17 protein-coding genes are annotated in these 21,734 nt (G+C 36.2%); 10 read left to right on the top strand and 7 right to left on the bottom strand.

What is annotated here, in order from left to right; genetic code table 11:
- Nucleotides 1-12 precede the first annotated feature (12 nt).
- Nucleotides 13-1,065 carry a YheC/YheD family protein gene (locus tag Q9B79_RS21125; protein WP_306187324.1) on the bottom strand — a complete coding sequence of 351 codons (1,053 nt, stop codon included), beginning with the start codon at nucleotides 1,063-1,065 and terminating at the stop codon, nucleotides 13-15.
- Nucleotides 1,066-1,199: 134 nt separating this feature from the next.
- On the opposite strand from Q9B79_RS21125, the gene Q9B79_RS21120 reads away from it, so the two are divergent.
- Entirely contained in the window at nucleotides 1,200-2,336 is a 1,137-nt protein-coding gene (locus Q9B79_RS21120; RefSeq protein WP_306187322.1) for a DUF445 domain-containing protein, read from the top strand.
- Nucleotides 2,337-2,478: 142 nt separating this feature from the next.
- Nucleotides 2,479-2,835 (top strand): YlbF/YmcA family competence regulator, encoded by a 357-nt coding sequence (locus Q9B79_RS21115; protein WP_016082710.1) that lies wholly within the window; start codon nucleotides 2,479-2,481, stop codon nucleotides 2,833-2,835.
- A 41-nt stretch (nucleotides 2,836-2,876) separates the two neighbouring features.
- On the opposite strand, the gene Q9B79_RS21110 is transcribed toward Q9B79_RS21115, so the two are convergent.
- Both Q9B79_RS21110 and Q9B79_RS21105 read right to left on the bottom strand, forming a co-directional pair.
- Complete coding sequence (locus Q9B79_RS21110; protein WP_306187317.1) at nucleotides 2,877-3,473, bottom strand: NDxxF motif lipoprotein; 597 nt, start codon at nucleotides 3,471-3,473, stop codon at nucleotides 2,877-2,879.
- 21 nt (nucleotides 3,474-3,494) lie between these two features.
- Nucleotides 3,495-4,055: a DUF1700 domain-containing protein gene (locus tag Q9B79_RS21105; protein ID WP_306187315.1), complete on the bottom strand. Its 561-nt coding sequence runs from the start codon at nucleotides 4,053-4,055 to the stop codon at nucleotides 3,495-3,497.
- Between the two features lie 402 nt (nucleotides 4,056-4,457).
- On the opposite strand from Q9B79_RS21105, the gene alsS reads away from it, so the two are divergent.
- Nucleotides 4,458-6,146, top strand: a complete 1,689-nt coding sequence (alsS, locus tag Q9B79_RS21100; RefSeq protein WP_306187313.1) for an acetolactate synthase AlsS — start codon at nucleotides 4,458-4,460, stop codon at nucleotides 6,144-6,146.
- A 16-nt stretch (nucleotides 6,147-6,162) separates the two neighbouring features.
- Entirely contained in the window at nucleotides 6,163-6,921 is a 759-nt protein-coding gene (gene alsD / locus Q9B79_RS21095; RefSeq protein WP_306187310.1) for an alpha-acetolactate decarboxylase, read from the top strand.
- A gap of 218 nt (nucleotides 6,922-7,139) precedes the next feature.
- On the opposite strand, the gene Q9B79_RS21090 is transcribed toward alsD, so the two are convergent.
- Nucleotides 7,140-7,757, bottom strand: a complete 618-nt coding sequence (locus Q9B79_RS21090) for a DNA-3-methyladenine glycosylase (protein WP_306187307.1) — start codon at nucleotides 7,755-7,757, stop codon at nucleotides 7,140-7,142.
- A 134-nt stretch (nucleotides 7,758-7,891) separates the two neighbouring features.
- Between Q9B79_RS21090 and Q9B79_RS21085 the strand changes: the two genes are divergently transcribed.
- From Q9B79_RS21085 to Q9B79_RS21070, 4 genes are all read left to right on the top strand, one after another.
- Nucleotides 7,892-8,764 carry a Cof-type HAD-IIB family hydrolase gene (locus Q9B79_RS21085; protein WP_306187305.1) on the top strand — a complete coding sequence of 291 codons (873 nt, stop codon included), beginning with the start codon at nucleotides 7,892-7,894 and terminating at the stop codon, nucleotides 8,762-8,764.
- A 393-nt stretch (nucleotides 8,765-9,157) separates the two neighbouring features.
- Nucleotides 9,158-13,015, top strand: coding sequence for an MSCRAMM family protein (locus tag Q9B79_RS21080; protein WP_306187303.1), 3,858 nt, complete (start codon nucleotides 9,158-9,160; stop codon nucleotides 13,013-13,015).
- Nucleotides 13,016-13,156: 141 nt separating this feature from the next.
- Complete coding sequence (locus Q9B79_RS21075) at nucleotides 13,157-14,647, top strand: coproporphyrinogen III oxidase (RefSeq protein ID WP_306187301.1); 1,491 nt, start codon at nucleotides 13,157-13,159, stop codon at nucleotides 14,645-14,647.
- A 233-nt stretch (nucleotides 14,648-14,880) separates the two neighbouring features.
- A complete protein-coding gene (locus Q9B79_RS21070) occupies nucleotides 14,881-16,437 on the top strand; it encodes a fatty acid--CoA ligase (protein ID WP_306187298.1) in 1,557 nt (518 codons plus the stop codon).
- A gap of 576 nt (nucleotides 16,438-17,013) precedes the next feature.
- Here the strand turns inward: Q9B79_RS21070 and Q9B79_RS21065 are convergent.
- Complete coding sequence (locus Q9B79_RS21065) at nucleotides 17,014-17,211, bottom strand: hypothetical protein (protein WP_001098286.1); 198 nt, start codon at nucleotides 17,209-17,211, stop codon at nucleotides 17,014-17,016.
- 196 nt (nucleotides 17,212-17,407) lie between these two features.
- Here Q9B79_RS21065 and Q9B79_RS21060 point away from each other — a divergent pair, with 196 nt between their 5' ends.
- Nucleotides 17,408-17,542 carry a hypothetical protein gene (locus Q9B79_RS21060; protein WP_257192421.1) on the top strand — a complete coding sequence of 45 codons (135 nt, stop codon included), beginning with the start codon at nucleotides 17,408-17,410 and terminating at the stop codon, nucleotides 17,540-17,542.
- 150 nt (nucleotides 17,543-17,692) lie between these two features.
- Here the strand turns inward: Q9B79_RS21060 and Q9B79_RS21055 are convergent, their stop codons facing one another.
- Entirely contained in the window at nucleotides 17,693-18,157 is a 465-nt protein-coding gene (locus Q9B79_RS21055) for a hypothetical protein (protein ID WP_000955014.1), read from the bottom strand.
- A gap of 187 nt (nucleotides 18,158-18,344) precedes the next feature.
- On the opposite strand from Q9B79_RS21055, the gene Q9B79_RS21050 reads away from it, so the two are divergent.
- The gene (locus Q9B79_RS21050; protein WP_139872638.1) at nucleotides 18,345-19,823 is read left to right on the top strand and encodes a SulP family inorganic anion transporter; all 1,479 of its coding nucleotides are present in this window, start codon (nucleotides 18,345-18,347) and stop codon (nucleotides 19,821-19,823) included.
- Nucleotides 19,824-20,191: 368 nt separating this feature from the next.
- Here Q9B79_RS21050 and Q9B79_RS21045 read toward each other — a convergent pair whose 3' ends face one another.
- Entirely contained in the window at nucleotides 20,192-21,571 is a 1,380-nt protein-coding gene (locus tag Q9B79_RS21045; RefSeq protein ID WP_306187291.1) for an O-antigen ligase family protein, read from the bottom strand.
- Between the last annotated feature and the right edge of the window lie 163 nt (nucleotides 21,572-21,734).

Genomic DNA, 21,734 nt, shown 5'->3' with positions numbered 1-21,734 from the left:
TACCTCCTTTCATTATGGTGTAAAGCGACTAAATTTGAGTGGTCCGTGATATATTTTCTCAGCTAATGCATCACTATGACGAATGTAATGTTCGTACGGGGGAATCGTGTTGACATACATAAGCCAAATGGCCCCTTTTTGATCCATAATGGTGGAAAGCTCTAGCTCGAATAAAGAAGAATAAGATTGATCTAATGTTTGAAACACTTCATTTATAATGTCATGTAAAGCGTCTTGTAATAACTGTACCCCAGTACTAGATAGTACGTATTTAATTTTTGAAAATGAGTGCAGAGTGGAATCGTCCGTTACCGAAAATAAAAGTTGATCTGGAAATGAGCTTTTTTGTATAAATTGACCGATAACGTTCCATTGCTGTTCTTTATTTTTTTGTAAAATGGTTCGAATATGGAGCGGATATGTTAATTGATTTGGTGGTTGCAGCATTGTATGGGTGATATAACATGCTGATCGTATGTTACGTTTGTACCAAGATATAAATTCATCGGTCCGTTTCATTTGAGCTGAAGTATGATAGGCGTCATTGATCGTATCGATATGAAAGGTTTTATTTTTATAAGCGACCCGGTACAGACTTTCATTGGAATGTGTGTTAGTAGGACGTATAATAATATCTTTTGTTTTTAATAACAGTTTGAAAACGTTTTGTATCGTTGCTATTTCAAATTTGGGTATATAAGGAGATAATTTTTTGTTCGTGAGAAATACATCATGTAGTTCGCTTAAATCAATGAGTGTGTTATTTAAAAAGGTAGTGGTAGGACGGTTGTGTAATGAGTGAATAATTGATTTTGCTTTTTCGAAGTTTGTTTCTTCGTTAAAAGAAGAACGATCATATATATAAGAAGGAATAGGGAATATTTGCTCTTTCCATTTTCCTGTATCAGTATCATAAATCAGACCAGAAATAAGATCTGTTTTAGGATCAATACCAAATGGCGTAAACTGGGCAACGACATTATGATAAAGCCGAGCGCGTTTAGCGATTTCGGTGTAATACGTTTGCTCATAATGAGGGTGAGAAGTTAAAATACCGAGAACCAACGAAATCACTCCTTTACTAACAAAATGTTGGCACAATAGGCGAAGCTATATATTGCAAATACGTTTTTATACCATTATACTTTTGTCCGTATGATGATATGCTATAGTTTTGGAGAAGTGAAAGGTTGATTGTAATGAATATATGGTTGAGTATGTTAACGACGACAGGGCTCGGAGCAATTATTGGAGGATTCACAAATCATTTAGCGATAAAAATGTTATTTCGTCCTCACCGTCCTATTTATATTGGGAAATTTCAAGTTCCATTTACACCAGGATTAATTCCGAAGCGCCGCGATGAGCTTGCTGTTCAATTAGGGAAAATGGTTGTCGAGCATTTGTTAACGCCAGAAGGAATCGGAAAGAAGTTAACAAATGAAGAGTTTCAAAAAGGTTTAATCCACTGGGCACAAGTAGAAGTGGATAAAGTAATGACGAATGAACAATCACTGCGACAAATGTTAGAAAAATGGAATGTAGCACATGTAGAAAAAGAGGCAACCGAGAAAATTGAACATGTGATTACAGAAAAGATTGAGGCATTTTTAGAAGAGTACTATACATATACATGGGAACAAGCTTTACCTCATTCTGTTCACGAGAAAATAGAGAATGCGATTCCAAATGTTTCGGCATTTATTTTAGGGCGAGCAACTCAATTTTTTGAAAGCGAAGAAGGCAAAGCTCGTCTTTCAAAAATGATTGATGATTTCTTTGCTTCTAGGGGAACGCTGCTTAACCTAGTCGGAATGTTTTTAGGGAATGTAAGTGTAGTGGATCGTGTGCAGCCTGAGGTTATTAAGTTTTTAGGGCAAGAAGGTACGAAACAGCTTTTAACTGATGTACTGCAAAAAGAGTGGGAAAAGTTAAAAGGAAGAGATGTAAAAGAAGTAGAAACGTTTGTAGAAAAAGAAATGATTGTAAGCTCCATATTGTCTGCAGTTAAAGTGAAGGAAACAGTAAGTAAATTTTTAAATCAATCTGTGCAGCAAGTATGTGAGCCAGTTCGAGAAACAATTATGGAAAAGGTAGTTCCAAGTGCAGTAACGAAAGGCTTGAAGTGGGGAGCAGAAAACGTAGCGAGTATACTAAATAATCTCCACTTGGCTGAAATTGTCCAGCAAGAAGTATCTACATTTTCAACGGAGAGACTAGAAGATTTAGTGCTGTCCATTACAAAAAATGAACTAAAAATGATTACGTATTTAGGCGCCTTATTAGGCGGTATGATTGGACTCGTGCAAGGATTGTTACTATTGTTTCTTACATAATAAAATAAGTCCATAGAAATAAAAGTGAAATTTCTTCACATCTCTTGCATAGTTTGATATGGTAAGAAGAGGTGCGTATGTAAATGCACTGAAAAGGCAGTACGCAAGACAAGTGCTAGCCTTCTAAAGGAGGAAAAATAAAATGACAAAAAACATTCATGATGTTGCATATGAATTACAAAAAGCAATCGCTGAAAACGAAGACTTCAAAACTTTAAAAGAGAGCTACGCAGCAGTTCAAGGTGACGCAGCTTCAAAGAACCTATTCGATGAGTTCCGCACAATGCAACTTGGCCTACAACAAAAAATGATGCAAGGTCAAGAAATCACTGAAGAAGATAACCAAAAAGCACAAGAAGTTGTAGCTCGCATTCAACAAGATGCTAAAATCACAAAGTTAATGGAAACTGAGCAACGTTTAAACGTTGTAATCGGCGACGTTAACAAAATTATCATGAAGCCACTTGAAGAATTATATAGCGCGCAACAACAAGCGTAATGAGAGAAGACGCCCTAGTATAGGGGCGTCTTTTTTGTTTTTTATTTGTGGAAATACTCCGTTTCAATATTCTTCGCCTTCAAAAATGTTTCAATTTCTTTTTGCTTCCTACCATTAACCTTCTCAAAGCGTTTTGTAAAAGAAAAATCAGTTTTGAATACGTTACCATCTTGAGCGAGTTTGTCTAATTCTTGCTCTAGTTCCACTGAAAGCGCTGTAGACGCTGAAACGAATTCATACATTTCTTTCGAAGGTTTTTTGTAATCATCAGGAATCGTGTTGTTACTAATAAAATGATGGAAGTTCGCATCGTTTTGTTTCGCTAAATCTACTAGTTGTTTTAATTTCTCTCGATCGGATTCCGTGACTTCCTCGTCAGACATGGCTGATGAAAGTGGAACGATGTTTTCGTATAACTCTCCGCTATAATCTAAATACGTTTTTATATTTTGTTTCATTTCATCTTCGTTAATCGTTTCATTCTTTTTTGAGGAAGTGAATATAGTTTCTGGAATTTTAATCGTAACATCTTTAATAGATTGTACATCGTTTTCTTCCTTAGGTTGTGCACTGTTTGAACAAGCTGATAGAAATAAAAGAGTAAGTAGCATGAGTGAATATAAAGTATATTTCTTCATTTTAATCTCCTTTTTTATTCATTAGTGTCTTTGTAAAATAGCTATATTCCATTTCAAATACTTTACTAAAAGTGCGTATATATGTTTGACCATTTGATAACATACGACGGATATGAGTAAACCGACGCAAAAAGCGATGAACACATTATAAACATCGGAATAACTAATTTGATGAAACCCTTTAAAGAATCCTAATCCTATTAATAAAATAGGTGAAATAATTAATACTGGAGTGGCAATGATCAGTACTAGAAGAAAAGGTAATAAAAAGAGTAGTACGAAAAAGGCGACAAAGATAAAGGAAAAGTTTAAAACACTTAAGCTCATAACAGAAAATAGTGCGGTTAGCATATTTTTAAAGCTTCGTTTACTGTCAGCATTGCTTATTGCATAGGAAACAGTAAGTTCTTTCGCGATCGTTTTAGGGTTTCCTAGTTTTCTAGCAATTTCTTCTTCACATTTGCCATCTTGTTTACCACTGATAAAATGAGTTTCATATTCTGAGATAATATCCTCCTTTTCTGAATTAGGTATATTCCGTAGGGAGGAACTAAGTTGTGCTAAAAATTCACTTTTGTTCATTGCAATCACTTCCCTTTATAAAATAATGAATTATAGCTGAGAGTCCGATCTTTTTTGAAGGGGATATACTAACTATGCATGTTATTCCAATTAATGGGTGTTCCAATATTTACAAATATATCATTTAGTAGTATTCTTTGCAAGGTACTGTAAACATTTTGGTACCGTGATGAGATGGAAGTTTTTTGTGTATTTTTAGAAGAGGTATAAAAATATTATTTTAGGATAAACAAAGGGTTGTAAGCGTATTCCTTATTGTTTGTCAAAATAATGTCAAATTCATATTCTTGGAAAAATAATGCATTTGTACTATAATGATAAACGATACTTCACCACATTAATTAACTAGGTGAAGTTAAAAATCTTTATTACACACATTATGAAATAAAGGAATGATTAGTTTTGAGTACAGGTGTAAAAGCAAACGACGTGAAGACAAAAACAAAAGGAGCAGATCTTGTTGTTGATTGTTTAATTAAACAAGGTGTTACACATGTTTTCGGTATTCCAGGAGCGAAGATTGACTCTGTATTTGATGTACTGCAAGAAAGAGGACCAGAGTTAATTGTTTGTCGTCATGAACAAAATGCAGCATTTATGGCAGCTGCGATTGGTAGATTAACAGGGAAACCGGGTGTGTGTCTTGTAACTTCAGGACCAGGGACATCAAATTTAGCGACAGGTCTTGTTACTGCGAATGCGGAGAGTGATCCCGTTGTTGCTTTAGCTGGTGCAGTTCCGCGTACAGATCGATTAAAACGTACGCACCAATCTATGGATAATGCTGCACTATTCGAACCAATCACAAAATATAGCGTAGAAGTAGAGCATCCTGATAATGTGCCAGAAGCATTATCAAATGCATTCCGAAGTGCGACTTCCACAAATCCAGGAGCTACTTTAGTAAGTCTGCCGCAAGACGTTATGACTGCGGAAACGACTGTAGAGTCTATCGGTGCGCTCTCTAAGCCACAGCTTGGAATCGCTCCCACACATGATATTACATATGTCGTAGAAAAAATAAAAGCAGCGAAATTACCGGTTATTTTACTCGGTATGAGAGCGAGCACAAATGAAGTGACGAAAGCTGTTCGTAAATTAATTGCGGATACAGAACTTCCTGTTGTTGAAACATATCAAGCAGCTGGTGCGATTTCACGTGAGTTAGAAGATCATTTCTTCGGCCGCGTTGGATTATTCCGTAACCAACCAGGTGATATTTTACTAGAAGAAGCAGACCTTGTTATTTCTATCGGTTATGACCCAATTGAGTATGATCCAAAATTCTGGAATAAACTTGGAGACAGAACAATTATTCATCTTGATGACCATCAAGCAGATATCGACCATGATTACCAACCAGAGCGTGAATTAATTGGTGATATTGCTTTAACGGTAAATAGCATCGCGGAGAAATTACCGAAACTTGTATTAAGTACGAAATCAGAAGCAGTGTTAGAACGATTACGTGCGAAATTATCAGAACAAGCAGAAGTTCCAAATCGTCCTTCAGAAGGTGTTACGCATCCACTTCAAGTGATTCGTACACTTCGTTCTTTAATTAGTGACGATACAACCGTTACATGTGACATCGGTTCCCATTCTATTTGGATGGCGAGATGTTTCCGTTCTTATGAACCACGTAGATTATTATTTAGTAACGGCATGCAAACGTTAGGTGTTGCACTTCCTTGGGCAATTGCTGCTACTTTAGTAGAACCAGGTAAAAAAGTAGTTTCCGTATCAGGTGACGGTGGTTTCTTATTCTCAGCGATGGAGTTAGAAACGGCGGTACGTTTAAATTCTCCAATCGTCCATCTTGTTTGGAGAGACGGCACATATGATATGGTTGCATTCCAACAAATGATGAAATACGGCAGAACATCAGCTACAGAGTTTGGCGATGTTGATCTTGTGAAATATGCGGAAAGTTTCGGGGCGTTAGGTCTTCGTGTTAACACGCCTGATGAATTAGAAGGGGTATTAAAAGAAGCATTAGCAGCAGACGGTCCTGTCATTATTGATATTCCAATCGACTATCGTGATAACATTAAATTAAGCGAAAAATTATTACCAAACCAATTAAACTAATGGAGGCAGATTTGAGATGACTGTTGCGCAATTAATCGATATGGATGCAAAAAAAACGAAAATGAGCAATGAAGTATATCAAACATCTACAATGCTTGCGCTATTAGATGGTATATATGATGGTGTGATCAGCTTTGAGGAATTGAAAGAACGTGGTGATTTCGGCATCGGCACATTTGATCAATTAGATGGTGAAATGATTGCATTTGATAACGAATTTTATCATTTACGCTCAGACGGTTCAGCAGAAAAAGTAGAGCCAGAAGAAACAACACCGTTTGCGACTGTAACGTTTTTTGAAAAAGAAATGAGTTATACAGTAGAGCGTCCGATGAATCGTGAAGAAGTTGAGGCATTATTACATGAATTAATGCCAAGTAAAAACTTATTTTACGCGATTCGAATGGATGGTACATTCCGCGAAGTAAGAACGAGAACTGTTCCAAAACAAGAAAAACCGTATACACCGCTCGTTGAAGTGACGAAATCACAGCCGATCTTTTCCTTTAAAAATACAGAAGGTACGCTTGCTGGATTTTGGACGCCAGATTATGCGCAAGGTATTGGTGTAGCTGGTTTCCACTTACATTATATTGATGATGAAAGAAGCGGAGGCGGGCACGTTTTCGATTATGTTGTTGAAAACTGCACGATCCAAATTTGTCAAAAAGCTCATATGCATTTAGCACTTCCAGAAACAGCTGACTTTATGGCGGCTGAATTATCTAGAGAAAACTTAGAGGATAATATTGCAACTGCGGAAGGTGCGGAGTAAAAGGAGAAGACTGTTCCACTTTGGAACAGTCTTCTTTTATTTGTTGGTAAGTCGATATCGTTTATCCCGCTTTAATGGGCAGTAAGATCCCCACCTCCAAATTCAGCGAAAGCAAAGAAGTTAGGCGGGGGAGGGGGATCAACTGCCCATAAAAGTCCGATTGGTGAGGGCTAATAATCAGTGGGGGATGAAGACCCCCCACTGATTAAAGTTTCACTTTATTTCTTTGAAACAAATGGATGCCCCTCATAATAAAAACGCCACGGATAATGTACAGCTTCTTCTGCATAGTCGATGTTAATACGAGGTCCTGCTGTTATTTTATATTGTGATGATAGCTGCTCTTCTTCTGGGACGAGTTCAATATGTAATGTGTCACTTTGTAACGATACACCTCGTTCTTCCAAAGTAATGCCGAGGGCGCGGCATAGTTTGCCAGGACCGTTCGTTAAATTTTTATATTGCGCCTTTGTAATGTCGGTCTTGTTGTAGCGTGCTAGTTTTATTTCTTCTATTCCATCTACCGGCTCAAGGGCTCGAATGAGAACACCTTGCGGGGTGCCAACTGGCGCTGTAATGACGTTAAAACAATGATACATACCGTAAATTAAATATACGTAAGCGTGTCCCGGTGCACCAAACATGACTTCTGTACGGTCCGTTCGTCTACCTCCGTAACTATGCGCAGCTTTATCATCGGGACCTTTGTACGCTTCTACTTCTACAATGATTCCGCTTCGTTTTACTCCGTCTACAATATGTACGAGTTTCTGTCCGAGTAATTTCTTTGCGACTTCTAACGTATCGCCTTCATAAAAGGAAGGTGGTGCCTGCATTGTACTATCTCCTTTGCTAAGTGTATATGTATATAGTAAACCAAATTTTCAGTAGTAATTCTAACTCGTTCTATTTGCTACATTTATTTCATAAATTATGGATAGAGTACAACAGCGAAGAGGGGGAGTGCGACATGATTTATCGCTTACTAGCTCTTAATATAGATGGGACACTACTATACAACAACGGAAAAATTGCAAAAGGATTACGAGAAACAATTGAATTTGTGAAAAGAAAAGATGTATACGTTACATTATTTACGAGTCGTAATTTTCAGTCCGCTCATAAAGTAGCAAAGGCACTAAAATTAGATTCTATATTAGTGACACATGGCGGTGCTTTCGTTTCAGCAACGTTAGATAAGCCGTATGTTCAAAGAAGATTATCGGAAGAGAAGACGTTTAACATTGTGCAAGTGTTAGAGCATTTTGATTGTAACGTCCGCATCTCTCATGAACGGTTTTCAATCGGAAATCGCGAGAGAAATACACCAAACTTAATTGCACGTACTGTGTTATCGAGTGCAGATCCGTTATTTTATCCAGTTCAATTTGTGGATTCATTAGGTGATGCGCTTCGTGATCATCCAGTAGCGGCACCAAAAATTGATGTTCTTTTCCAAACGAAAGGTGAAAAAGAACGAGGGCTCCATACATTAAGAAAAGCGTTCCAGGATTTAGAGTATGTTGAGTGTGATTCAAAACGAATAGAAATTTTGCCGCAAAATGTATCAAAATTACGTGGATTACAATTGCTTGGAGAGCATTTAAATATTTCGCTAAACGAAATGGTTGCGATTGGAGATAGTCTAGAAGATCTAGAAGTAATTGAAAATGTAGGGCTCGGGGTAGCGATGGGGAACTCGCCTGTAGAGTTAAAACAAGCAGCTGACTGGATTACACGTTCAAATAGTGAGAACGGTGTAGAGTATATGATTAAAGAACATTTCCGTAAGCAATTCCCGCTTCCATTTTTGAAAAATCATAAAAATACACCGAAACGATGAAAGAAAAACGTAGCTTTTGAGCTACGTTTTTTTGTTGAACGTATTAAAAGGAATGAAAACGTTTTAGATTATGAATTGTGTATGAAATCTATACAATTCACTTGAATACTCTGAGAAACTATTGTAGAGTGAATGATGTTGCCAAAATAGTTACACCACATGAAATATTCTTCAGGTTAATTTTGTTGAGCTCTATATGCAAAAAATACTCCCGCATGATAGTTTCGTTTACGTATTATTTCAAAAATGAATTGTAGTAATTTTATTAAGCAGTTGTAGAGTTTCTTGTTTTTATTTAAATGGATGATTTTAGGTAATTGTGAGTAAGGCTGGGTACATATGAAAGATGCTTTTTGTTTGGTTTTAGGAAGTTTAAAAGGGGGAATGAATTTCTTGAGGAAATCATTTAATCAAAAAATAAAAAAATTAAGTAGTAGTTTTATAGTTGTATTACTAGTATGTATGAATTTTTTAATCCATTTACCGTATAAAGCAGAAGCAGCTACAACAGAATTAAAAGGTTTAGGTGATGTATCTTATTACAATGCAATCATTTTTGGAGATCATAGTGCAACGAGTGCGGATATTGAGGGTGCGATGGCGGTTCAAAAAAATATGAATGCATCAAGTTATACAGTCGTAGCGGCTGCAACTGGAGCAAATAACTTAGCAGGAGCAACTTGGGTAGATGAAGGATATCCATCATTATTACTAGGCGGTCAATTTACGAAAGCGGGAGCAGGACAAGTAATTATTCAAGATGGAACAGTGGCGATGACAAAAGACGGTGATCCAGATGGCGCAATGAAAACGTCATATGACCGTATCTCGTATAAAGAGCAAGCGGAGATTGATGCTAAATTTAAAGAGTTTAGAAAAGACATTAATAGTGTAATTGAGGATGCGGGTCAATTACATACTGATAAACCAAAACCGGGTATGACCTTTGGAATCGGTGAAGATGTAAAGAATCCTAATATTTACGTTTCTTCAGGATTAGAAGGGCAAGAACCATTCAATGTAAAGGATGTTTATCTTCCAAATGTAAATAACAAAGATTTTATTGTTATTCATTCAGACGCAGAAGAAGTTAATTTTGGTGGCGGTGCAATCCTGTATGATACAACAGATAAGGGCGGGTTCACATTAGTTAATACCTCTCAAGCATATGACCCTAATTCCTTTTTTACTGAGTTAGCTAGTAAAGTCATTTGGGTGTTCCCTAATGCTAAAAAGATAACAACTAAAGGATATGGTGTAGTAGGAAGTGTATTTGCACCTAATGCAGTTGTAGATACAAAGGGTGGTTCAATTAATGGACAAGCCTTTGTTGGTGGATTACACCAAAGAGATGGATTTGAGGTTCATAATTTTAAATTTAACTGGCCAAAGTGGAAAAAGCCAGCAGCTGAAAAAGGAAATTTACAAATTAAAAAAGTTGATGAAAACGATGAAAACATTGTTTTAAAAGACGCAAAATTTGATGTTATAGACAAAGATAATAATATTGTGGCTACTGTTACAACAAATGAAAAGGGTATTGCGGAAGTTAAAGATTTACCATTTGGTGATTATTTTGTAAAAGAAATTAGTGCACCAGAAGGATATATAAAAGTTGATACACCAGTAAAAGTAACAATTGATAATACAAACGTAATGAAAATTGTTATGAAGAATACGAAAAAAGTAGAAAATGGTCAATTTAAATTATTGAAAAAAGATAGTGAATCTGGTCAACTTTTACCAGGTGCAAAATTTGATGTTATAGATAAAGATGGGAACGTTGTCGAAACAATTATTACAGATGGTAAAGGTGAAGCTTTATCAAAACAACTTCCAGTTGGAACATATACATTAAAAGAAGTTGAAGCACCAAAAGGTTACGAACTATCATCTAGTTTAGTTCATATTGATGTAGCTGCTAATAATACAGTGACTGTAGATGTGTTGAATAAAAAGATCGTTGAAAAAGCTACAGGTCAATTCGAAATCGTAAAAGTAGATGCAAACGATAAAACGAAAGTATTATCAGACGCAGAATTTGAAGTGTACAAAGATGGTAAAAAAGTAGAGACGTTACGAACAGATAAAACAGGTAAAGTAATCTCTAAGAAATTAGAACCAGGAACATACACATTAAAAGAAACGAAAGCACCACAAGGATATAAGTTGTTAAAAGAAGAAATTGAAGTCGTTGTGGAAGCAAACAAAGTAATACAAGTACAAGTAGAAAACGCAAAAGAACTAGGAAGCTTACAAGTAATCAAAAAGGATGCAGAGAGTGCAGAAGTTCTAGAAGGCGCAGAATTTAGACTGAAGAACGAAAATGGTCAAGTAGTTGGAGAGGCGAAAACAACGAATAAAGACGGTGTAGTACAATTCGAAAACTTAGAACCAGGAAAATATACGTTAGAAGAAACGAAAGCGCCAGAAGGCTATAAAGCAGTAGAAGTAACAGTGGAAGTAAACGTAGTAGCAAACGAAGTAGTAAAACAAGAAGTTACGAATGAAAAAGTAACAGGTCAATTTGAAGTGGTGAAAGTAGATGCAAATGATAAAACGAAATTGTTATCAGGTGCAGAATTCGCAGTGTATAAAGATGGTAAAAAGGTAGCAGAACTGAAAACAGATGAGAGTGGAAAAGTGATGTCGCCAAAATTACCATTAGGTGAATATACAGTGAAAGAAACGAAAGCACCAGAAGGTTACAAGCTTTCAAATAAAGAATGGAAAGTAACAATACAAAACGAGAAAGAAGTAGTAAAAGTAGAGGCGGAAAACGAAAGAATCTTAGGTTCTCTACAAATTATTAAGACGGATGATAAAGATCAAGCGAAACGTTTAGCAGGCGCAGAATTTACATTGAAAGATGCGCAAGGAAATGTTGTAAAAGAAGGAATTACAACAGATGAGTCTGGAACTGTTAAAGTAGACGGACTAGTGCCTGGTGAATATACGTTAGAAGAAACAAAAGCGCCAGCAGGTTATGAGTTAACAAAACAAGTAATTCATGTAACAGTTGATGGTGAAAAAGTTATTGATGTAAAAGTAACGAACAGTAAGAGCCTTGGTCAATTTGAAATCGTAAAAGTGGATGCAGAAGATCAAGCGAAAGTATTATCAGACGCAGAATTTGAAGTGCATAAAGATGGTAAAAAAGTAGAGATGTTACGAACAGATAAAACAGGTAAAGTAACCTCTAAGAAATTAGAACCAGGAACATACACATTAAAAGAAACGAAAGCACCGCAAGGATATAAGTTGTTAAAAGAAGAAATTAAAGTCGTTGTGGAAGCGAACAAAGTAGTACAAGTACAAGTAGAAAACGCAAAAGAACTAGGAAGCTTACGAGTAATCAAAAAGGATGCAGAGAGTGGAAAAGTTCTAGAAGGTGCAGAATTTAAGCTGAAAAATGAAAATGGTCAAGTAGTTGGAGAAGCGAAAACAACGAATAAAGACGGCGTTGTGAAATTCGAAAACTTAGTGCCAGGAAAGTATATGTTAGAAGAAACGAAAGCGCCAGAAGGCTACAAAACAGTAGAAGTGAAAGTGGAAGTAAACATTGTAGCAAATGAAGTAGCAAAACAAGAAGTATTGAATGAAAAAGTGAAAGAAAAGATTAAAGGTCAAGTAGAAATTATAAAAGTAGATGCTAATGATAAAGATAAAAAATTAGCGGGCGCAGTGTTTGAAATTTTGAAAGATGGAACAAAAATAGACACATTAACATCAGATGAAAATGGTAAAGCAACTTCGAAAGAACTAGAGCCAGGAGATTATATTTTAAAAGAAGTTCAGGCGCCAGAAGGTTATGAGTTATCTGATAAGGAAATTGAATTTACGATTTCTAATCAAAAAATTGAAGTAGTAAAACTTCAAATTACAAATGAAAAAGAAACAAGCAAAGGTCCAGAGAATCCAGGTGGAGAAACAGAAACACCAGGTGGAGAAACAGAAACACCAGGTGGAGAAACAGAAACACCAGGTGGAGAAACAGAAACACCAGGTGGAGAAACAGAAACACCAGGTGGAGAAACAGAAACACCAGGTGGAGAAACAGAAAAGCCAGGTGGAGAAACAGAGAAACCAGGTGAAGAAGTAGGAGCGCCTAACTTACCAGAAAAAGAGCAAGGCAGTTCCAATAATCAAAAACTTCCAGCTACAGGTCATAATACAAACTACCTTCCATTTATAGGGGTAATTCTTTTGTTAATAGGAATGCGTTTAAGATTTATGACTAAAAATAGCTAATAGGCTTATAAAAGGCAGAAGAGAATGTCATCTTTTCTGCCTTTAAGTTTTTAAATAGAAGAAATAAGGTAAAACCTTCTGTATTGACCTGCAAACGCCCTTCAAGTAAACTAAAGAGAGTTTGCAAATGAAAAGGTGATAATGTTGTTAATTTCAATTAAAACGTTACAAGATGATCGTTTTTTACGTCCGCTGCAAAATATTGGCGGTTTATTTTTTGAAGATAGTACGATTGGGTTTGAACAAGAGGAAGCAAATCTTATCGTTGATATACACATTGAAGAGAATGTAAAAGCATCTGCTCGTTTAACAGATGTTGCGACTGGAAATGTGTATGAAGAAACATTCGCAAAAGATTTATCTGCTTTCACAGATGAAAAAGAGCGTATGAAGCAAGTGAAGCACGTTGTTTCTTATGTATATCTTTCTGTACTTCAGCAGTTAACTGGCATTGAACAAAGCTGGGGTATTTTAACGGGAGTTCGTCCGACGAAACTTCTTCATAAAATGCTTCAAAATGGTATGTCAAAAGAAGAAGCGCACCAAGAACTTCGTGAGAGCTATTTAATTCATGAAGAAAAAATTGAACTTCTTCAACGTATTGTCGATTGCCAATTAGCGGTAGTTCCGGATTTGTACCGTTTGAAAGAGGAAGTAAGTATTTATATCGGTATTCCATTCTGCCCAACAAAATGTGCATATTGTACATTCCCGGCGTATGCAATTAACGGACGCCAAGGCTCTGTTGATTCATTCTTAGGTGGTTTACATTATGAAGTTCGTGAAATTGGTAAGTTTTTAAAAGAAAAAGGTGTAACAGTTACGACGATTTATTACGGCGGCGGTACACCGACAAGTATTACAGCAGAAGAGATGGATATGCTGTATGAAGAAATGTATGAAGCGTTCCCAGATGTGAAAAATGTGCGTGAAGTAACAGTTGAGGCAGGTCGCCCAGATACAATTACGCCAGCGAAGCTAGAAGTGTTAAATAAATGGAACATTGACCGTATTAGTATTAATCCGCAGTCATACCATCAAGAGACATTAAAAGCGATTGGACGTCACCATACTGTAGAAGAAACAATTGAGAAGTATCATTTAGCTCGTGAAATGGGAATGAACAATATTAATATGGATTTAATTATTGGTCTTCCTGGTGAAGGGCTAGATATCTTCAAGCATACGCTAGATGAAACAGAAAAGTTAATGCCAGAGTCATTAACAGTTCATACGTTATCATTTAAACGTGCTTCTGAAATGACGCAAAACAAACGTAAATATAAAGTAGCAGGTCGCGAAGAAATTACGGCGATGATGCACGAAGCAGAAGAGTGGACGCAAAAGCATAATTACGTACCATATTACCTATATCGTCAAAAGAATATTTTAGGTAATTTAGAGAATGTTGGTTATGCAATGCCGACGCAAGAAAGTATTTACAACATTGTCATTATGGAAGAGGTACAATCAATTATCGGACTTGGTTGTGGTGCATCAAGTAAATTTGTTCATCCGAAAACGGGAGCAATTACGCACTTCGCAAATCCGAAAGATCCAAAATCATATAACGATGGCTTCGTAAAATATACAGAAGACAAACTGAAAATTTTAGAAGAGTTATTTGTATAAGAAGAAAGAGGTTGTTCCAATTTGGAACAGCCTCTTTTTTTATTTTGTCAGTTTTTATCTGTAAGTTCATATATTCGAAAAACCGCCGATATAATTTTACTTACCGCCAAGCGGAACCGTTTGTAAAACTATGTCGATAATAATCAGAAAAATTAGTCAAATCATTAGAGGACAATGTCTACTTATGGACGAAATGATAGATTTATGAAAGAGAAAAGGGGGAAATTGTTGGCATGTACATGACGATAGGGAGAATATTTGATTTAGCTGTTGGTAAGTATCCGAATAAAGAGGCGTTAGTAGAGCCGGAAAAAAATATTCGCTGGACATATAAACAGTGGGATGAGCAAATAAATAAAACGGCGCAAGCGCTATTGAAAGAAGGGGTAAGAAAGGGAGATACTGTATCTGTTTACTTATATAATTGCCGTGAATTTGTAAACGTTTACTTAGCCTGTGCGAAAATAGGGGCAATCTTTAACCCGATTAATTTCCGCTTAAAAGCGAAAGAAGTATCGTATATTCTCCAGGACGCAGCCTCGAAAGTAGTAGTCTTTGAAAAAGCAGTTGAATCAACTGTTGCTATCATTGAACGAGATTTTCCAAATTCGTCTTTTTGGTATGTAGAAGACGATACACCTTCCTATGCTAGTTCTTACCATGAAAAAGTGAATGCAGCATCTTCTGACAAAGTAGATATCGAAATTGATGAAATGGATTATTGTTCTATGCTGTATACGAGCGGTACGACAGGTCATCCGAAAGGCGTGCTACATCGCCATCGTGAAATGGCTGAGCATAGTATGATTTGTACGTATTTCTTAAAATATAATAGAGATAGTGCGGGGCTTGTAGTGGCACCTTTATATCATTGCGGCGAGTTAAATGCTGGAATCATTCCGCGCATTCAAGTTGGTGGGAAGAATGTTATTTTACATCACTTTGATACGGATAGAGTCTTACATACGATTCAAGAAGAGAAGATTACGACATTTTTTGCAGCACCGACGATGTGGAATATGTTACTGCAAAAAGATTTAACGCAGTACGATTTAACGTCAATGAAGATTGGTATATATGGAGGAGCGGCGATGGCTCCAGCATTAGTGAAAGAATGCAAAGAACGTCTTTATATTGATCTTGTACAAATTTACGGAATGACAGAAATGGGACCAGTTGTTGCGTTTCTCGTAGAAGAAGATCAAATTACGAAAGCAGGTTCAGCGGGAACACCGTGCTTTAGTCATGAAATCCGCATTGTAAAACCAAACGATGATGGACCAGCAGAACCAGATGATGTATTACCTCCTTATGAAGTAGGAGAGATTATTTTGCGTGGCCCAACTATGATGGCTGGTTATCATAACCGAGAAGAAGCAAATGCAAAATCGATGTATAAAGGATGGTATCACTCTGGTGATTTAGGTTACTTTGATAAAGATGGCTATTTATTCGTCGCAGATCGTGTGGATGATATGGTAATTAGTGGCGGTGTTAATATTTATCCACGTGAAATTGAAGATTTCCTTCATAGTCATCCTGGTATTTTAGATGTTGCGGTCCTTGGAGAGCCAGATGAATTATGGGGAGAACGTGTTGTGGCTGTTGTTGTAAAGAAAGATGAAGCGATTACAGAAAATGATTTAGAAATATATTGTAAAGAAAGTGATGAATTAGCGGATTATAAACGTCCGCGTCATTATTTATTTGTGGATGAACTTCCTCGTAATGCGAGTGGGAAATTACAAAAATTTGTCCTGAGAGAGTCTTTGAAAGGTGCGAAAAAATAGAAGGTGTCGGATGCCTCATGTCTACGTGATTTTCGCCTGTTTGTCTGTAAGCAATATCTTTGCTCTTTTGTAGAGGTGAAGAATTAAGTGAAGATCAATTGGTCTTCACTTAATTCTCGTTTCTTTGTAAAGAAGAGAAATTCGTGCATTTGGAACAATATGAAAGAACTAAAGGGATGTAATGTACAAAAAAAGACACCCTAAGGTGCCTCTTTCCGACTTGAACCATTTTCATTTCATACGAATCTATCCGTATTACCCCTTTGTTATAGGTGTAAACACATACTATAAAACAGAATCGTCTATATACACTAATTGTTAGTTCAAAAAATACAAGAGATTTGAACTGAGTATTGGAGTAACGCCACATCCCCTGAAATGATTGATATGTTACGCCTTTTAAAAGAATCTGCTTTATAGAACGTGTCCACAAGTTGTATTTTACTACATGTAATATTCATTTGGTTTATTTTTTGTGAATATGTATAATTACATAAACTGCATAAGAAAAAGAGAGTATACTTTTTTATTTTGTAATAAAGGTAAAGCCCGCCTACAAAAAATAGGGGGCTTTTCTTACTTTTTATAGATGTCTATTCCAATTATATTATCAGATGAATCTAAACGAACATACACGTCATCTGACAAAAGGTGGGCATTATATATTCTTTGTTTATACGTTGATATCTCGAAGCGTTTTCCATTTGATTCACATTCCAAAATAATCATATCTCCATGTTCTTTCCAATTTACTAATCTAGCAGTTGTATTCATTTTTAAACCTCCTCTAGATCATTTTATGTAAATTAATAGAAACAGTGTGAGGAAGGAGTTTATATAGTCAAAAAGAAAGGTGAAGATATTGAAGAGATGGTAACATAGTAACTTTTTAAAAAACAAACTATTTAATTATATCAATAATGAGATTAATTAATATAATGTATTAATCTAACAGAAAGGAGGAATAGCCATGCAATTAGTTTGTTTTAAAATAGTAAGTGGTCAATACTTCTTATTTGTAGAAGGTATTCAAATTCCTGTACCAATTCCAGCAGTAGCTGCAGCTCTATTAATTGGTTTAGGAATAATTCCACTTTGTTCTTAATTTAAGGAAGCCCACAAGTTCTACCTTTCAATTGAAAACCCCTCAAGTATATGAATACTTGAGGGGTTTTTTATTGTTATAAAAATCGTTGAATGAAATGGGGTTCGCAACATTGTTTGATGGTCATGTTGGTATGCCCACTTTCTACTTTTATTTACGTGAAAATCCTTCTTCATCAAGGTATTCCGCAGCTTCTGGATAAGAGTTGAATGTACCATCTAAGTTTACACCAGCGTACACGTTCCACATATCGTCCTCTGAGATAAGAGTAAGGATATGACCGTCTTCGTTATGCCATTCTTCTTCTTTGGCAGGTTCTGCAGGAATTACTACTTCTTCTTGTGAAAGTAATTCAATTGATTGCTCGATTACTGAGCGTAATTCATCTGCTGAAAACTCGCGGATGTTAACCATGCCTTTATCATCCGTTTTGTAACCTTTAATACCACTTGCATATACAAATCCGTTTCCGTTTGGATGTAAGTGATAAACAACGTTCTTTTTATCTAAACGACTTTCTTCAAAGTGAAAGTTCACGCGTTTTAATGATACGTTCTTTCTTTCTAATTCAGGGAAAGATTCAATAATCGATAATTTTTCTTCAAAAGTTAGCATAGTGCCTCCAAATATATAATAAAAGATTTAATTTATCTATTATAGCATAGTTATAATAGTTTCCAAAGATGAAGCGAAAGCTTACAATTGAATGCGTTTACGTCACGATACTGTAAAAAGTGGACTAACGAATATATTCTTTTAGGTGTACAATGGAACGTGGACTTAATGTGAAGGTGGTTATTATATGTTTCAAAGAATAGCAAAGGAATGTTTAGCAGGTTTTACTGTTGCGATTGTTGCGTTGCCACTTGCCATTGCATTTGGTATTGCTGCAACAGGAACGTCTGAAGGAGCACTAGTCGGATTGTATGGTGCGATTTTTGCAGGGTTATTTGCGGCGTTATTTGGTGGTACACCTGGGCAGGTTACGGGACCAACTGGGCCGATTACTGTTATCGCAACAGGGGTTATTGCGACGCACGGATTAGAGGCGAGTTTTATAGCCTTTATGATGGCGGGACTGTTTCAAATTTTATTCGGTGTATGTAAGCTTGGATCTTACGTTCGATACATTCCGTATTCTGTCGTTTCAGGATTTATGAATGGCATCGCATTAATTATTATTTTAGGTGAAATGAAGCATGTGCAAAATAGTTTTCTACTCGTCGTATTAACGATTATTGTAATGATTGTTTCTGGAAAATGGATTAAGGCCATTCCATCTAGTTTAGTCGCATTAGTAGGTGTGACAGCTATGCTTCCTTTATTTTCTTCGGCGTTAGAAGGGCTTACGGTGAGGTTACCGCTTATCGGAAACCTGTCATTAAATAAAGTGATTGAGAAGATTGGAACGATTCCAGAAGCTATGCCGACGCTTCATATTCCATCTTTAAGTGGAACAAGTTTTGCGGAACTTATTTTACCAGCGCTTAGTATTGCTTTATTAGGATCGATTGACTCGTTGTTAACATCGGTTGTAATGGATAATGTGACGGGTACACGTCATAAAAGTAATAAAGAACTGGTTGGACAAGGTATCGGTAATATGATGAGCGGATTATTTGGTGGATTAGCAGGCGCAGGGGCGACTGTACGGTCTATCGTGAATATAAGAAGCGGTGGTAAAACGGCGCTTTCAGCAAGTATGCATAGTGTTATATTATTTATTTTCATTATGGGACTTGGGTCAGTCGTACAATACATTCCACTTGCTGTGTTATCAGGCATTTTAATTTTAACTGGTATTGGCATGTTCGATTGGGAAAGCATGAAGAAAATGCATGTAGCACCAAAAGGCGATGTTATTGTTATGCTTGTAACGATGGTTGTCACAGTGAAGTTTGATTTAATGATTGCTGTTGCGTTCGGTATTATTCTTTCGTTCATTATATACATGGTGAAATGTAAAGAACGTAAAGCTTCTATTGTAAAAGAAAAAGGAGCGATTTATAAAATTAAAGGCCCCCTTTCTTTCCTAACAGTGGATCGTATTTTTTATGCTTTACAAGACGTAAAGTCTCCGGTTGTTTTACGTATGAAAGATGTACGTTATATGGATGTATCAGGAGCTATGGCATTGTTGAACTTTGTTGAGCAGTCGGATAAAGTAGGTGCGAGTGTGACACTAGAACAAGTGCCTGCTCATATTGAAAACACGATAGTAACGATGGCGAGTAATGAGCAGAAAGATAAATTACAGTTTGTAAAAGCTGAGGCTATATAAGAAAATGTTCTCGTATGTGAAGTGACCCCTGAAAATGGGACACCAATCAAAACACCTAAACCACTTTTTCGAAATACATTTCGTACAAAGAAACGACATATTTATTATATATTCTTTTTTATCCCGCGTTAGCGGACAGTAAAACTCCCACCTCAAAATTCAGTTAGAGCAAAGAAGTTAGGTGGGAGTCGGGCTGTCCGTAAACGTCCGATTGGTGAGGGCTGATAATCAGTGGGGAGGAAATGTGAATTATAGGACAAATTTATCTTGGAAGAAAGTAATCGAGGTATATTAGCAGGCATTTTGTTAGAGGCGGTAAAGGAGTGGGATAAGAAAGAAGCAGCATCCAAATAGATGCTGCTTCTTTCTTATTCGATTTCTAAATCAACAATTAAGTAAGCGAGTATCACAACAAAGAAAATACTAACGGCTGGTGCTGTTAAGACGTGTCCAGACATAAAGCCGATACCGAGCGATAAGACGAGTGTGCTAGCTAGTAGCGTATGTTTTACGCTAAATAGTTTCCTGAAGTTTGTGATCAAGCGAATGAATATTTTTATTCCGAAATAAAGAAGTGGTAATACGTACATAAGGAAGCCGACAATTCCGAATGCAAAGAATAGGTCGTAGAAATCCATTTCGACTAACTTCATATTCGTCGTATAGTTACCAGCATAGCCCATTCCAAATAGTTTTTGAGATAGTGGTGCTTCTTTATAGTATTGTTTATATACTTTTAAAAACTTGTCACGATCACTATAAATTAAACTTTTCATTTCAGAGTCTGTTAGTTCGCCTTGCTTATGTTCTTCTTCTTTAACTACTTTTCCTTCTTTTCGGTCTTTCTCGTCTTGTACTGATTTTTTGTATTCATATATTTGTAAATGGATACTCATATTTTTGGCAATAGGGGTTTGTGGTGTAAGAACGAATAAACCACCTAATACGACAGCCGCAACGACTGTGTTTACAAGATATGTGAATCCCGTTCCTTCTTTTTTACGATGCATCATATATTCAATGAATAAGAAGAAAAGAGCGATGCCAAGTGTAATAACGATAGCACCATAGCCTACTTTCGTTCCGATCATAATGCTTGCATACATCGCAAGTACAGTTGGAATCCAGTAATATACTTTTGAGAAAGAAGTTGTTTTATGAACCGAGTATAAGACAACGATTGGGAACATAATTGCGAAAATAGAACTTAAATCATTTCCAGCAAAGAACCATCCTCTTGAACCGATCTTTGAGTTTGGATAGCTTGGGAAATCTGTACCAGTTGCCATAGCCACGATAATTGAAATACTTAAAATTAATGTTGCATATAAGAAATACGTAATGATTTTATGAAACGCATATTCGTTATTTTTTAATTCTTTTAGTGTGATAATATATCCAAACAGTAGTACAATCGGATACACACTTTTTAAAATGAATTTCACTTCTTCTCCAAATGAAACTGGAGATTTGATCATTAAATTATTTACAAGGCCGATTGCGAGCACGATGCCAAAGAGACATAAGTAGAGAATATATTTTTTCGCACCTTGTTGTTTATGGTGAAGGAGTAGATAGCCTAATGCAAGAAGCATAAAGGCGAAACGGACTACGATTCCGACTGTTGCACTCATGTGTAATACATAGATTGAAAAAGACGTTAATAAATCTAAGATTGGTTGAAACACAATGAACAGCAGTAAGAAATGCGAGAAGGAATTATCCGTCTGTTTTAACTTAGTAACCATATGTTCCTCCATTTCTTCATTCCTTTATTTCAGAACCTCTATATAAATAGGAAGGAGAATGAATTTCTATATTTAGTTTTTATATCAGACTCAAGGATACACTATTTCATTGTAATGGTAAATAGATGAGAAGAGGCGATAAACCGACTTTAATTGCTATATT

It is taken from the genome of Bacillus sp. MHSD_36 (assembly GCF_030757775.1).
In the GTDB taxonomy this organism is placed as follows: domain Bacteria; phylum Bacillota; class Bacilli; order Bacillales; family Bacillaceae_G; genus Bacillus_A.
The sequence above is the reverse complement of the archived record's forward strand: the minus strand, read 5'-3'. Positions and strand labels throughout refer to the sequence as shown.

Coding starts and splice junctions, on each gene's coding strand:
- Q9B79_RS21075 (WP_306187301.1), top strand. CDS start 13,157: ATGTTGTTAATTTCAATTAAAACGTTACAAGATGATCGTTTTTTACGT.
- Q9B79_RS21110 (WP_306187317.1), bottom strand. CDS start 3,473: ATGAAGAAATATACTTTATATTCACTCATGCTACTTACTCTTTTATTT.
- Q9B79_RS21065 (WP_001098286.1), bottom strand. CDS start 17,211: ATGAATACAACTGCTAGATTAGTAAATTGGAAAGAACATGGAGATATG.
- Q9B79_RS21105 (WP_306187315.1), bottom strand. CDS start 4,055: ATGAACAAAAGTGAATTTTTAGCACAACTTAGTTCCTCCCTACGGAAT.
- Q9B79_RS21120 (WP_306187322.1), top strand. CDS start 1,200: ATGAATATATGGTTGAGTATGTTAACGACGACAGGGCTCGGAGCAATT.
- Q9B79_RS21085 (WP_306187305.1), top strand. CDS start 7,892: ATGATTTATCGCTTACTAGCTCTTAATATAGATGGGACACTACTATAC.
- Q9B79_RS21115 (WP_016082710.1), top strand. CDS start 2,479: ATGACAAAAAACATTCATGATGTTGCATATGAATTACAAAAAGCAATC.
- Q9B79_RS21070 (WP_306187298.1), top strand. CDS start 14,881: ATGTACATGACGATAGGGAGAATATTTGATTTAGCTGTTGGTAAGTAT.
- Q9B79_RS21060 (WP_257192421.1), top strand. CDS start 17,408: ATGCAATTAGTTTGTTTTAAAATAGTAAGTGGTCAATACTTCTTATTT.
- alsD (WP_306187310.1), top strand. CDS start 6,163: ATGACTGTTGCGCAATTAATCGATATGGATGCAAAAAAAACGAAAATG.
- Q9B79_RS21055 (WP_000955014.1), bottom strand. CDS start 18,157: ATGCTAACTTTTGAAGAAAAATTATCGATTATTGAATCTTTCCCTGAA.
- Q9B79_RS21050 (WP_139872638.1), top strand. CDS start 18,345: ATGTTTCAAAGAATAGCAAAGGAATGTTTAGCAGGTTTTACTGTTGCG.
- Q9B79_RS21045 (WP_306187291.1), bottom strand. CDS start 21,571: ATGGTTACTAAGTTAAAACAGACGGATAATTCCTTCTCGCATTTCTTA.
- Q9B79_RS21090 (WP_306187307.1), bottom strand. CDS start 7,757: ATGCAGGCACCACCTTCCTTTTATGAAGGCGATACGTTAGAAGTCGCA.